Annotated in this window: 10 protein-coding genes and 2 pseudogenes; 7 read left to right on the top strand and 5 right to left on the bottom strand. The window is 51.8% G+C overall.

All coding sequences use genetic code 11. The features are described from left to right. Positions 1-25: 25 nt before the first annotated feature. The gene (locus B3729_RS00570) at positions 26-904 is read right to left on the bottom strand and encodes a glycoside hydrolase family protein (RefSeq protein WP_286786742.1); all 879 of its coding nucleotides are present in this window, start codon (positions 902-904) and stop codon (positions 26-28) included. Between the two features lie 687 nt (positions 905-1,591). Here B3729_RS00570 and yghU point away from each other — a divergent pair. Then, positions 1,592-2,431 carry a glutathione-dependent disulfide-bond oxidoreductase gene (gene yghU / locus B3729_RS00565; RefSeq protein ID WP_286786741.1) on the top strand — a complete coding sequence of 280 codons (840 nt, stop codon included), beginning with the start codon at positions 1,592-1,594 and terminating at the stop codon, positions 2,429-2,431. A 144-nt stretch (positions 2,432-2,575) separates the two neighbouring features. On the opposite strand, the gene B3729_RS00560 is transcribed toward yghU, so the two are convergent. Next, positions 2,576-3,007, bottom strand: coding sequence for a carboxymuconolactone decarboxylase family protein (locus B3729_RS00560; protein WP_286786740.1), 432 nt, complete (start codon positions 3,005-3,007; stop codon positions 2,576-2,578). Positions 3,008-3,267: 260 nt separating this feature from the next. Here B3729_RS00560 and B3729_RS00555 point away from each other — a divergent pair. The 3 genes and pseudogenes from B3729_RS00555 to B3729_RS00545 form a co-directional block, all read left to right on the top strand. Then, a pseudogene (locus B3729_RS00555) lies at positions 3,268-3,432 on the top strand (IS5/IS1182 family transposase); the annotation flags it as partial. A 395-nt stretch (positions 3,433-3,827) separates the two neighbouring features. Then, positions 3,828-4,403: a GAF domain-containing protein gene (locus tag B3729_RS00550; protein ID WP_286786739.1), complete on the top strand. Its 576-nt coding sequence runs from the start codon at positions 3,828-3,830 to the stop codon at positions 4,401-4,403. Between the two features lie 126 nt (positions 4,404-4,529). Next, positions 4,530-4,676: a hypothetical protein gene (locus tag B3729_RS00545; protein WP_286786738.1), complete on the top strand. Its 147-nt coding sequence runs from the start codon at positions 4,530-4,532 to the stop codon at positions 4,674-4,676. Between the two features lie 247 nt (positions 4,677-4,923). On the opposite strand, the gene B3729_RS00540 is transcribed toward B3729_RS00545, so the two are convergent. Both B3729_RS00540 and B3729_RS00535 read right to left on the bottom strand, forming a co-directional pair. After that, positions 4,924-5,118 (bottom strand): DUF1654 domain-containing protein, encoded by a 195-nt coding sequence (locus B3729_RS00540; protein WP_286786737.1) that lies wholly within the window; start codon positions 5,116-5,118, stop codon positions 4,924-4,926. Positions 5,119-5,349: 231 nt separating this feature from the next. After that, positions 5,350-6,411: a LacI family DNA-binding transcriptional regulator gene (locus tag B3729_RS00535; protein ID WP_286786736.1), complete on the bottom strand. Its 1,062-nt coding sequence runs from the start codon at positions 6,409-6,411 to the stop codon at positions 5,350-5,352. A gap of 371 nt (positions 6,412-6,782) precedes the next feature. On the opposite strand from B3729_RS00535, the gene B3729_RS00530 reads away from it, so the two are divergent. Beyond that, on the top strand, positions 6,783-7,706 hold the full coding sequence (locus B3729_RS00530) for a TIM barrel protein (RefSeq protein WP_286786735.1): 924 nt from the start codon (positions 6,783-6,785) through the stop codon (positions 7,704-7,706). A 25-nt stretch (positions 7,707-7,731) separates the two neighbouring features. Then, positions 7,732-8,901, top strand: a complete 1,170-nt coding sequence (locus B3729_RS00525; RefSeq protein WP_286786734.1) for a Gfo/Idh/MocA family protein — start codon at positions 7,732-7,734, stop codon at positions 8,899-8,901. A 1,043-nt stretch (positions 8,902-9,944) separates the two neighbouring features. Here the strand turns inward: B3729_RS00525 and B3729_RS00520 are convergent. After that, on the bottom strand, positions 9,945-11,873 hold the full coding sequence (locus B3729_RS00520; RefSeq protein WP_286786733.1) for a putative bifunctional diguanylate cyclase/phosphodiesterase: 1,929 nt from the start codon (positions 11,871-11,873) through the stop codon (positions 9,945-9,947). 519 nt (positions 11,874-12,392) lie between these two features. Here B3729_RS00520 and B3729_RS00515 point away from each other — a divergent pair. Then, a pseudogene (locus tag B3729_RS00515) lies at positions 12,393-12,650 on the top strand (glycoside hydrolase family 5 protein); the annotation flags it as partial.

The following is a 12,650-nucleotide window of genomic DNA, read 5'->3' as shown; positions in this document are numbered from 1 at the left end:
GTTATAACGGCTATAAAGACGATATTTACTGGGCGCCCTGATTGAATGGAAGCGATATATAGTGTCGGCCCAGCTCCGTCAGCGTGCCGTCATTGGCCAGGAGACTCGAGTGATGCACATCATTATCGACTCGACCGGAAAACCAGGCATAACGAAATACATCGGAACGGGATTCTAACAGCGAGATCATTTCGGTCATCTGCTGCTTCTGTTTTTCTACGGAGTCGATCTGCGCTCCGTCAGGCAAGGAATGCCAATTCGCAAATTCAGTAACCCAGAACGGCCGACCATAGCGGGCAAGGCGATCAAGCATTCCAGGCAGCCCATAGTCGTACCAATGAAATGCCAGATAATCGATTTGCGGATCTCGACCCGCGTGGGCCGAACTGTACGCAGCAAAAAAGGCGTCGAGCCACGCAACCGGGTCTGAATAGCCTGAAAGAGTGCCCCAATTCATTGCCGGACCCACCAGCTTGACGCCCGTGTTGCGGGAGATAGCCTCGAGGCGAGGCCACAGGGCGGCTGCTGCCTGGGGCGTCAAATTAGCTTGATCAACCAGATTGGGTTCGTTGATCACAAGCAGATAACGTATAGTGGGATGAGCTGTCAGATACATCTGCAACTCTCCCTCATTAAAGTTTTCATTCCATACCATGGGAATGAAATCCATTTTATATACGTCCGCATAGTTATAAGCACTTACGGCATCACTAGGACGGGGGCTCCAGTTGTACCACCAACTTATGCCCGAGGATAACGCACTCATATCATTTCCAGAGGTTAGATCATATGCAATGCCCCGTTTAGAACTTTTACTAGATGGGTCCGCTTGAATCAATGGTGAACCTACAAGCGTAACGAGTATGCCCAGCGTTACCGCTAGTCGCCGTATAAAAGATCTCATCCCCTCTCCTTGTACAAATGCCTCAGGAGTGCCGTTTCAGACGGTATCTATGGAGCGTAGGCGACTATAATTCTCTGTCAACCTGACGCTCAACTGGTCAATTTCAGTAGATTACGGTGAGACTTTTATAGTCTAGTCACCTTACCTATCCAAAGTAGGTCCAAGTCTCGCTATAGCACAACCAAGTTTAATCATTACAACGGCATACCTGTATAAATAGTTGACTAAAGCCGCCATTCTATTAAATCAAGAATATATCAAGCAGTAGCCTTTATATATTTTATACCGATTGAATATACGCTCTTAAAAGATATGCCCTTAAACATCGATATACATGATCCTAAGCGAATACCGAGTCTATTCGTTGTATCCAGTACCGATGGGCAGGTATCCTGATCTTCGTTGACTTATGCTCGATTACTGCATCATGAAAGAGCAGATACGGTTTCATCATAAAGCTACTGTTCTGTCATACTCGGTTGAAACGCTTTAAAGCGGTTGAGTCAGTCTGATGCAGTCATACCCGCGGCTGTCCCTCAGTCAGGGCGTTGATTTCCAGCCATGCCGAGTGCCTCTGCTCTTTCGCTAGCCTATAGCCTGGCGCAACTGGAAACGTACTGCTGGTCAGGCGGTCCCATCATCACATTTGACGACCGCACTTTATTAGCTCCGGCCAAGGAAACTGTCATGAGTGATACCACTTACGTCCCACCCAAGATCTGGAAACCTACCACTGCCTCAGGTGGTACCTTTGCCAATATCAATCGCCCCGTAGCCGGGCCAACACATGAAAAGGCTCTTCCGGTTGGTAAGCACCCCCTGCAGTTGTATTCGCTGGCTACGCCAAACGGCGTAAAAGTCACCATCATGCTGGAGGAGTTGCTTGCCTTGGGCCATACCGGCGCCGAATACGATGCCTGGCTGATCAAGATTGGCGAGGGCGACCAGTTCTCCAGCGGCTTTGTCGAGGTCAACCCTAATTCAAAAATCCCTGCTCTCGCCGATCACAGCGGTGACGCGCCTGTTCGAGTATTCGAATCGGGCTCCATTCTTGTCTATCTGGCCGAAAAGTTCGGTGCCTTTCTACCAACCGACACACTGGCACGCACCGAAACCCTGAACTGGCTGTTCTGGCAAATGGGTTCGGCCCCTTTCGTAGGCGGCGGCTTCGGGCATTTTTATGCCTATGCTCCAGAAAAGCTCGAATATCCCATCAACCGTTACGCCATGGAAACCAAGCGCCAGCTCGACGTGCTGGATCGGCAGCTGGCCGAACGTCGTTATATTGCAGGCGATGAGTACACCATTGCCGACATGGCCATTTGGCCCTGGTACGGCGTTCTTGTACAGGGTGGTCTATACAATGCCGCCGAGTTTCTCTCGGTGCAGGACTACACTCATGTACAGCGCTGGGCAGCTGACATTGCCAAACGCCCCGCCGTGATTCGCGGACGTAAGGTCAATCGCACATGGGGTGAAGAGACAGACCAAGTACCCGAGCGGCACAACGCGTCGGATCTGGACTGATCATCAGCAGCGTCGGCCATCTGATGGCCGACGCCACACGCAAGCAAATGGCTCGCTTTCAGTCACCGTCCTGCTTGTTTTGCCTTAAACACCGCTCGCCGAAATGTTGCACAGTTAAGCCCAACACATTATCAAGTGCTTCTGCTAGAGCTGCATCCCTACCGCCAGTCGGTTGAACGCATTCATCAGCGAAATGGCAAAGGTTAGATCGGAAATTTGCGCATCGCTAAAATGTTCTTTCAGCGGCTGGTATACAGCATCGGGCGCACCTTGGCTGGAGACATGGGTAAGGATCTCTGCCCAGGCAAGGGCGGCCTTTTCCCGCACATCAAAGTGCTCGCTGATACGCCACCCGGCCAGGCAATCAAGCTTGGCCTGAGCCATGCCTGCTTCACGTAGCGCTTTGGCATGTTTACCTAGGCAATAGGCGCAGCCGTTAATCTGTGAAACACGTAAATAGACAAGCTCCACCAGCGAAATGCCAAGTGAACCCTTGACCAGGGCATTATTGGTAGTCAGTAAACCTTCATAGGCGGCTGGCGATAAGGTAGCGAAAGGAAGACGCATCTGGCTCATGAAACTCTCCTGCCATGAACTATAGATCGAGTTAATTTTCAATTGGCGATGACGCTAACGTGTGAAACAAAGGCTCCCGAGCTAGCTGCTGGCGCGCGCTGGTCAAGGCTTCACGTGCAGTGTCAGCACCCGATGCCAGCCCCTCGAGATAATAAAGTGCACATCGAATAAGCCAATGGTATTCAGGACGTGACGCAGATAAGGACTCAGAAAATCTGGCTGACGCGCCCGGGAGCCTTGATGAAAGCCTCTAGAGCTGACCCATCCTCCCCCTACGTCAGCTGCATCGCCGCCCCAGGACAGGCCTGCCCAGACTCTTTGACCAACCCGCCTATCGTAAGCGTAATGCTATCGAGCAGCTCTTTAACTGGCTTAAGAAGCATTGTCGAACAGTCACCCGTTTCGAGAAGCTCACCAGCAGCTTCTAGGCCATGATTTCTCTGGCTTGCTTACGGATTGCTTGAGAAAATCTTTTTCAGACAGAGGCCTACAAGCCACACAGTTTGCTCACACCTGAATTCGAACAGTTCACTGGCTCCAAATACCTGGATAACAGCGGTGACAGCGTCAAACAGCTATTCATCAGTCGTTTTTTACCTTTGAGAAGCCAGGGGTAGATTTAAAGCACGCCTGTAATAATGTGATATCTATCACACTTTATATTGATTACATCGAGCTTATCCATTTTCGTTAAATCAGTACCTTGGTTAGTTGCGCCTTTCTTGGCTGTATCTAACTGGCTTCGTAAGGTCAGACTGCTATGCCACTTTTACGACCCAAATCCTTAGACACAACAGGCAAGCCCTCGGATATAAAAATTATGAAAACTCCTCAACTTCACCCAGCTGAAAAGGAACGCCTAGAGGCGCTTCATTCACTTGGCCTGCTCGATAGTCAAAAGGATGAGCGTTTTGAGCGGTTTGTTCGGCTTGCCAAGGCCTTGTGCGATGTACCTATCGCAGCGGTGTCGCTGGTAGATGTAAATCGGCAGTGGTTCTTAGGGTGCGCTGGACTTGGAGTCAGTGAAACGTCTCGCGAAATTTCATTTTGTGGCCACGCAATTTTAGAAAAGTCAGTTCTTTATATCCCTGATACCAAAGCCGACTTGCGTTTCGCCGATAATCCCTTGGTCACCGGAGACCCCTACATTCGGTTTTATGCAGGTTGTCCCTTGTATATGCCAGGTTATCTACCTATCGGCACGCTCTGCATTATTGATACTCATGCCAGAACATTAAAACACGACCACATGATGCGCTTACGGGATCTGGCTAACTGTCTCCAGCGTGAAATTATAATGCACAAGCTCATACAAGACATTAGTCTACTAACCAATAGTCCGGCGTTGGCTGCATTGAGCGAGCCTGCTTACAACTTGAATGATGAGAGATATTAGCTGCGCGTTCGACCAGCGCCAGTAGAACTGTTGCGCCCTGGCCGTGTCATTGGCCAGCTGCACAGCTTGGGCTGCGGGAAGGCTCAGGGCGCAACAGTTACTTTGCCAGATCCTAAGCAGACCGGCATGCACGGCCCGCCAGAGTACCGTTACTCGAAAGGGGCCATTTTGAACCTGCCCTACTCCATCGATGACACGCGCGTGCTGATCCAGTACGCCCTGCACGGACTGAAGCACATCTATCAGGATGGGCTATGCTTACGCCAAGTTTGAAATCCTCCTGACAAGCCTTAAGCAACGTGACGAATATTCCATGGGGCTATTCCAGCCCGAGCAGTCAGCAGGTGCCGACCGGCTCGGAGCGAGTTACGGCTGATCCCGGCTGAGCTATGTGGCACTAGCTGATAAACCAGAACTACACCCACGGCTGGATCAATCATGGACGGTGCGCAGCTAGGTGATGTTTATACATAGGTGATCACTTTGAATCGAGCCGCAGAGAAACCGAGAGGGCTTCAGATCAGCCCTCCTGCGGAACGGTCCAAAAAATCTGGACGTTCCCATCATCACGAAAAGCCAAGGTTACGTTATCGGTTTCCTCAAGCTCCGCCATGATCTGCTCCCACACCTCATCCGGATCGCTTTCGAGCCGCTCAAGCAGGGCTGTTTTTGCGCGCTGTGCGGCTGGACTGTTGATAACCCGCTGAAGACGCATAGCAAGTAAATCATAGGGTTTGGGGGAGGTAGAGAGGACGTGGTTTTCTTAGCCATCCGCATAGCTCAATACTGTATGCATTTACAGTATTATACCTGTAGTGTGGAGATCAAGCCGTATCATGAACCAGCTTCCGAGCGTATGTAGTTACGCGACCGATGCTCATCCCGTGTGTGGCTGTCTTCTCACAAGATGTTCGGCCCTCCACGAAATTATTAATCTAAGGAGTGATTACACACTTTCGGGTGTACTGATATACGGCGCAAGCGAATTTCGCCTCATTGGCAGTTGCTCCGGTGCAGCAAGAGCCGCCTTTACCAATTCATGCACAGCATCCTGCGCCATGACGCCGAGCGGATGCGACAATACCGCCTGAACGAGACCATCCTTCAAGGCAGCCTGGGTAAGAGGCGTCAGATCATGACAGACCACTACGGGTAAGCGTCCTTGCCGCTCGCGTACCTCCCTGAGCGCACGCAGTACCCCTTCTATCCCTCCTCCCGCCACGTACAGCCCTGCCAGATCAGGCTGGCCTCTTAATAAATCCAAGGTGTTCTCATAAGCGAACATTTCATCTTCCAGCGTAAGCCTGGGCACCAGAAGCTCCCACTCCCCGGCCCGCTCGCTCAAATAACTTCGAAAGCTCATTTCACACAGCTCCTGACACTGGAAGCGCTGAGTGCCGATCAATAGCGCCACCGCCCCTGGCTGGCGAGCCAGCTGGGTAATGAACCAGCCGGCTGTACGTCCCGCCCGGCGGCTATCCAGCCCTATATAACCTGCACCCGCAGAAGCTGCCAGATCAGACACTAGAGCGATTACAGGCATACCCTCTGCGCGCGAGGAGGCCACCGCTTCGCATACCTCACGGTGATCAGCTGCAACGACACCTAGTGCATCTACCTGACCACGCAACGCTAGAATCCGCTGCGCCGTGGTAGAAGGGTCGAAGTCATCCAGATAGGTAATCACAACCCTTACCTGTGCCTTAAGCGTGGTGGCGGCTGCCTCGGCCAGCGCTTCGGCTAACCCTTGGTAAAACGCCACGCCCTGCTTCATAAGCAGAAAGCCCAGCCGCACGATGGGCCGCTGCCCTGCCAGATGCTGTTCGATAATGCCCCGTGCATGAAAACCCAGTTGAGATGCGGCATCGGCGATACGCCGCGCTGTGTCTGCACGCACTCTGGCTCTCAGATTGATGACCCGGTCCACTGTTGACAGGCTGACCCCTGCCAGACGGGCTACATCTTCCATAGTAGGGCGACGCGACGAGACACTAGAAGGTTCTGACATGCGTGGATTACCTAAGCCGCTTGTTTGACAGGTTTTGATAGGTTCCGTCGCGACTATAGCACCTGCTACTAGCAAAGAGGCCCTGCGCTGCAGGCTACTCCGTTACAAATGGATTGGCTTACACGCTGTTTGTAGCATAGCTCTCTTAAGACTTATGCGTTCTCTTTTCGATAGTTAAGTCCACCAGAAAGACTTCAATGCCTTCCTAAATGGCATGCGTGCGTTTCTGCCAGGAAATGAAAGTCTACTTTACCTGTTTGAAAGGTTTTGACAGATAACGCCATCCCTTCTCTAGCTTTACTTTTCTAGGCCTTCTAGCCTTTCGATCACGTGCTACAGCCCCGTCATAACAACAAGCCTCGGAGCGCAACATGGCCATAAAAATATCCACTGCCCCTTGCTGTTGGGGTGTTGATGACGTCAACAATCCTTTTCTTCCCCCTTGGCAGCATGTACTGCACGAAGCCTCGCAGGCCGGTTACCGCGGGATTGAACTAGGTCCTTATGGATATCTTCCGCTAGACGTTCACACAGTTAGTGATGTTCTGACCGCACATGATCTGCATGTGGTTGCCGGAACTATCTTCGATAACCTTGTTGACCCTCGAAACCTGTCAAATCTTCTAGAGCAGACGCACACTATTTGCTCCTTACTTACGCACCTACCCGTTATCGAGCAGGAGCCCGGCCAACGTTTCCGTATGCCCTATCTGGTTGTAATCGACTGGGGACATGAAGAACGCGACTATAACGCTGGCCATTCTGACCAAGCTCCGCGTCTTCCCCAGCAGGACTGGCAGCACATGATGAGTCACATCCGTACCATAGCCGACCTCAGCTGGAAGGAATATGGCGTGCGAACGGTGATTCACCCGCACGCCGGTGGCTATATCGAGTTCGCCGATGAGTTGGCGCAGCTGGTGGAAGATATTCCCGACGATGTTGCGGGTTTGTGCCTGGATACAGGCCATTTGTATTACGCCGGCATGGACCCGGTAGCGACGCTCCGCCAGTACGGAAGTCGCCTTGACTACCTGCATTTCAAAGATATCGATCAGGCGATATTCGATCAGGTCATGGATGAACGCATTAGCTTCTTTGATGCCTGTGCCAAAGGCGTCATGTGCCCAATTGGACGCGGCGTCATCAACTACCCCGCCCTATACGAACTCATTCAAACACTGGGTTATCAGGGCTACATCACCGTCGAACAGGAGCGCGACCCACGCAACGCCAAGGGTACCCTGCACGATGTTGCGGCCAGCCGCAGCTATCTCTCTACGATCGGTTTCTAACCCACTCTGCTAAAGGACAATAACAATGATTAATGGCAGCAAGCGTATTCCCCACCCCATCCGCTGGGCCATGGTAGGAGGCGGTCGTGATAGCCAGATCGGTTATATTCATCGTTCGGCCGCCTTGCGTGATCAGAACTTTGCCTTGGTAGCTGGAGCATTCGATATCAATCCTGAACGCGGCCTCGAATTTGGCATAACACTAGGTGTCGATCCTGAACGCTGTTACCCGGACTACCTCAGTCTGTTTGAACAGGAGGCCCAGCGACCAGATAGTATTCAGGCGGTATCCATCGCCACACCCAATGGCACGCATTACACTATTACCAAGGCGGCTCTGGAGGCAGGCTTGCACGTAATCTGCGAAAAGCCCCTGTGCTTTACAGTGGCGGAAGCTGAAACATTGCGTGAAGTAGCTTTGGCGAAAAACAGAATCGTAGGCGTGACCTATGGTTACGCCGGCCATCAACTGATCGAGCAGGCCCGCCAAATGATTGCCCAAGGCGAACTGGGCGAAATTCGGATGGTACACATGCAATTTGCCCACGGTTTTCACAGTGACTCCGTAGAGTCACAAAACGGGGCCGCCCTATGGCGTATGGACCCGCGCATAGCGGGCCCTAGCTACGTGCTAGGCGATATAGGTACACATCCACTGTATATTTCAGAAGTTATGTTGCCTGACCTGAAGATCAAGCGCTTGATGTGCTCGCGCCAGAGTTTCGTCAAGAGCCGTGCCCCGCTGGAGGACAATGCCTATACCCTCATGGAATATGACAGTGGCGCCATGGGCATGGTCTGGTCCAGTGCTGTAAACGCAGGTTCCATGCATGGTCAGAAGGTCCGCGTGATCGGCTCCAGGGCCAGTCTTGAATGGTGGGATGAACGTCCTAACCAGCTTTCATTCGAAATTCAGGGTCAACCAGCTCAAGTGCTGGAGCGCGGCATGACCTACCTCCACGCCAACGCCCTGATCGACGACCGCATCGGCGCAGGCCACCCCGAGGGGCTCTTCGAGGCGTGGGCCAATCTCTACTACCGCTTCGCCCTGGCCATGGACGCGACGGACCGTAGCGATAGCACGCTATTAAAGGCGCTTCGTTACCCAGACATCCATGCTGGCGTCGAGGGAGTGCGTTGGGTTGAGCGCTGCGTACAGTCTGCAGATCAGGACGGCGCATGGGTTGACTATTGACGGTAAATTACCGTCCTCCTTGCCCTGTAAAGGACGGGGAGAACGGCTATTCCTAATCGAGGCCACAGCATGGACACCACGCCACTGGCTTTATAAGGCACGCTTCAACCAGTGCCGCTATTATTAGCAGGTCCATAGCCTGGGTCACAGCCACCACAATACTAGCAGCCGCAAAAACCACCCCTACCCATGCAGACACGTCTGGACGGATTTCTCTTGGCTTGGTCCTTAGCTGCAAGCAGGAGCTCTTATGTCACCACTTATTAGCCAGCCTTCATGGATGTGGCACAGGTTCGTTTTTACGTTTCCTTCAGGCTGACTGTTCTGCAGACATAGAATCACCCCATTAAAGGGCTGCTAATAGATTGATCACGAACAGAGTAGAAGGAACGCTTTTACTTACTGGCACCATCATAACTGTCAGTGGCTGCTTCGAAGGGAAAGAGGTGCTGAAACCAAAATATAGGGATGGCGAGTACAACCTGCGCTGAGTGGCGCGAGCCAAAAGGCCCAGACTGGGAAAAGAGCTGGAGCTGAAGTGTATGCACCGAGAAGTTAAATCTCCTGGCGAAGCCAGGTAAACCATTCAGCCGTATCTTCCAGCTAACCCCGCTGCAACGTGCGAGGTCAAGAACTTCGTAGATATGTTTGTGCTGACCAACACGTGTCACCAACTCGGTCACCTCAAACCTGCTTACGCTGCTTCAGCACTAAGGAGCTCTGCTCGCAGCCTAGCCTGCATTTATGCTCATGCTGCTGCGCGTGAAGCGATTATCTGCAAGGTAAGCAGCTCGCTTGGAGACGAGGTTGTTAAGTCGCGGCAAAACCACTCTCGATTACCTCACTAACTGGAGCCGGGGCTTGTCCTGCCGCAGTTAGCTGACTGTAGTCAGACAAACCAAATTACTGCTGACAAAACTCAGATTCCTTTATCTATCTCAGTAGCCCGTATTAGCCAGCGCTGCCTTGTGGGTTTGCATTTACTGAAATTGTCGCGCCTTGCGCTAGCCTCAAAGGACCATCCCTTACGGTTGAATGTGCTTTTAGGCTGCCTCTTTTTTCAACCACTCTAATGAGTCTTCAAAAGAAATCGGGCGGCTGAATAGATAGCCCTGCACCAGGGTTCCTCCTAGATCGGCAAGCACCGCCATCTCCTCTTGTGTCTCGACACCTTCGATAATGCAATCCAGCTGCATATCCTGGCTTAGGCCAATCAGAGATTTCACTATTTTGTAACCCGCAGGATTGTCCTGGATATTGGTCACAAAGCTACGATCAATCTTCAGCTTCGTAAAGGGAAGCGCATGAAGCTGGCTCAGGCTCGAATAGCCTGTACCGAAGTCGTCCATAGAGATCCCGCAACCCAATCTGCGAAACTGCTCAATGGCCTGCTTCATTTGAACGACATCCTGCACGATTGCCGTTTCAGTAATTTCCAGATCAAGTCTGGATGGATTAAAACCGCTTCCCTTAATTACATCTATGATGCGCTGGACACTCTCACAGGTTCCACAGTCATGGGCTGACAGGTTGAATGACAAGCGTATCTCACCAGGCCATGAACATGCCTTATGCAATGCCTGGTTTAACAGCGCCAGGGTCAAACGGTTGATCAAGCCAGTGCGCTCAGCAACTGGAATGAACCGGTTGGGCGGCACAAAACCGAGTTCTGGACTTTGCCATCTGGCCAATGCTTCAAAGGCTACGGTCGTGCGAGTGGACCAGTCGATAATCGGCTGAAACAGCACGTATATCTCAAGGTCGAAATTAGCTCTCCGTAACGCCTGCTCCACCTCAACTGCAGAGTGCAGCTCTTCATAGTGGCTCTCTGAAAAGAGGCATACCGTGCCAGGGCTATGGCGCTTGCCTTGATACAGCGCATAGTCTGCAAACTCGTATAACTGAATTGCGCTACCAGCCATTCGTGGAAAGGTGGCGATACCAACCGTTGCCCCTATCTGGATAGACACATCGGCCAGCATGAACTCGGCGCGTAATGCCTGACAGACCCTCTGACCAAACGTGTCTAACTCCTCATTGCTTAGCGGATCATTAATCACTGCCGCAAACTCATCCCCTCCCAAACGCGCAATATGTACCGTCTCGCTGGCTAAGCCTTGAAGCCGTTGTGCAACCATCGCCAGAAGCCTGTCGCCTGTGCTGTGGCCATACAGATCATTAACCGGCTTAAACCCATCAAGATCGATAATGCCTACTGCAAGGGATCTCCGCTTACGGGTTGCCTCGGCTAACGCACTCTCAAGCGTGTTGAAAAACTGACGGCGATTAGGTAGTCCGGTCAGACTATCCTTATTGGCCAGGCGCAGGTTTTCATTGCTTAGCTCTTCAGTCTTTTCCTGAACATCAATCAGGTTGGTGAAATCCCGGTAATGGTTTTGCAGCACCACCAACATGGCTATGGATACGAGCAGAATGTTTATGGAGGTGGCAATAAAGGTAGGATTACCGGTCGCTGCAAAAAAAATGATGAAAGCAAGATCCACCACTGCCGTCACGATGAGCGCTGAGGAGCGCAGATGCATCAGACAAAAGATACAGACAATTACGGTAATACCCATGAAGAAGGCAACATGTGCCTGGCTGTAGGCATCACCATAGGGATACAGAGCCAACGACCAGAGCGTGAACCCTCCAGCGATCAAAGGTGCTAGCCGGTTCGTTCGCCTGAGCGTCGCTACGATAGCTTCGGTTGGGGGGATGGCTTTGACGCGCCACCAGTTTATGGCCCGTATTCCACATATAACTGTCAGAAGTGTCGGCACAAGAAGAGTCAGCCAGTAGGGCGCAGCCGCAACGTGAGTGATAGCCAAGACCCACGAGTTGACCAACAGTACGAAATACATGAGTGGTAACTGCCGGGCTAACGCAACGTATTGGGCCTTTAGTAACCCTGGGTGGTGCTCTGGAACAGACAGGAGCTTAACCAGATAACCCATTAAGGATTTATTCATCACATGGTTCTCTGACGCGACAGTGACATCAAGATGATCTATTCAACACCAATATCTGGCGTAAGCGGATCTACCATGAGCAGATCTCTAAGGGAGCAAAAAACCTCTTGTCTGCAGGTTGGACCGCTGCTAACCGGCAGGAGTTACCGATCAATTCATAAGACGGTTTTCAGGCGTCAGGTATAGGCCGGCGAGGAAAATGTCAAATATATGGCCTCAATTATTTGACTGACCAGCCAGCTCTTTTTCTTTGGTGCGCCACGCTGCCACGAAGAATAGCTAGCCGATAGATATTGAAAACTCTTTAGCAGGCAAATACTTAGCGAACCCAAAAAATAATGAGTTTGCCACGTCTCACTTGAGCATGTCTTGGCACACTAGTTGTATTAGGTACTGCATGCCCGGAAGCGCTTCAGTCGTAACCCACACGACCGAAACATTTATTTTTCAAGTTCTGGCCTCACGGATACGGATAGAAGACGCCTTTACCTGACTACTTGCAGTATGGTGAATATCAGTATGTCCGTTCGTTTCTCCAAGCGTTTTTTAAAAAGTCTTCCCTTCATCGCTGCCCTGGCTTTTGGCAGTGCAGCGGCCCAAGCCGAACCGGTCGATCTGGTTAGTCTGAACCTGTCCGGCGCAGGTTTCGCGCCTCAAGTGCTGCCAGGTATCAACGGCACCAACTATATTTTTCCAGTGGAATCCTACTTCCAGCAGTGGAGCGCCAGGGGTATCAAGACCTTCCGCTTCCCCATTATCTGGGAGCGCCTGCAACCC

The sequence above is a fragment of the Pseudomonas sp. UBA3149 genome (genome assembly GCF_002364655.1).
In the GTDB taxonomy this organism is placed as follows: domain Bacteria; phylum Pseudomonadota; class Gammaproteobacteria; order Pseudomonadales; family Pseudomonadaceae; genus Chryseomonas; species Chryseomonas luteola.
The sequence above is the reverse complement of the archived record's forward strand: the minus strand, read 5'-3'. Positions and strand labels throughout refer to the sequence as shown.

What these genes read in the sequence shown, in the direction of transcription:
- B3729_RS00570 (WP_286786742.1), bottom strand. Translation starts at nt 904, where the DNA reads ATGAGATCTTTTATACGGCGACTAGCGGTAACGCTGGGCATACTCGTT.
- yghU (WP_286786741.1), top strand. Translation starts at nt 1,592, where the DNA reads ATGAGTGATACCACTTACGTCCCACCCAAGATCTGGAAACCTACCACT.
- B3729_RS00560 (WP_286786740.1), bottom strand. Translation starts at nt 3,007, where the DNA reads ATGAGCCAGATGCGTCTTCCTTTCGCTACCTTATCGCCAGCCGCCTAT.
- B3729_RS00550 (WP_286786739.1), top strand. Translation starts at nt 3,828, where the DNA reads ATGAAAACTCCTCAACTTCACCCAGCTGAAAAGGAACGCCTAGAGGCG.
- B3729_RS00545 (WP_286786738.1), top strand. Translation starts at nt 4,530, where the DNA reads ATGCACGGCCCGCCAGAGTACCGTTACTCGAAAGGGGCCATTTTGAAC.
- B3729_RS00540 (WP_286786737.1), bottom strand. Translation starts at nt 5,118, where the DNA reads ATGCGTCTTCAGCGGGTTATCAACAGTCCAGCCGCACAGCGCGCAAAA.
- B3729_RS00535 (WP_286786736.1), bottom strand. Translation starts at nt 6,411, where the DNA reads ATGTCAGAACCTTCTAGTGTCTCGTCGCGTCGCCCTACTATGGAAGAT.
- B3729_RS00530 (WP_286786735.1), top strand. Translation starts at nt 6,783, where the DNA reads ATGGCCATAAAAATATCCACTGCCCCTTGCTGTTGGGGTGTTGATGAC.
- B3729_RS00525 (WP_286786734.1), top strand. Translation starts at nt 7,732, where the DNA reads ATGATTAATGGCAGCAAGCGTATTCCCCACCCCATCCGCTGGGCCATG.
- B3729_RS00520 (WP_286786733.1), bottom strand. Translation starts at nt 11,873, where the DNA reads ATGAATAAATCCTTAATGGGTTATCTGGTTAAGCTCCTGTCTGTTCCA.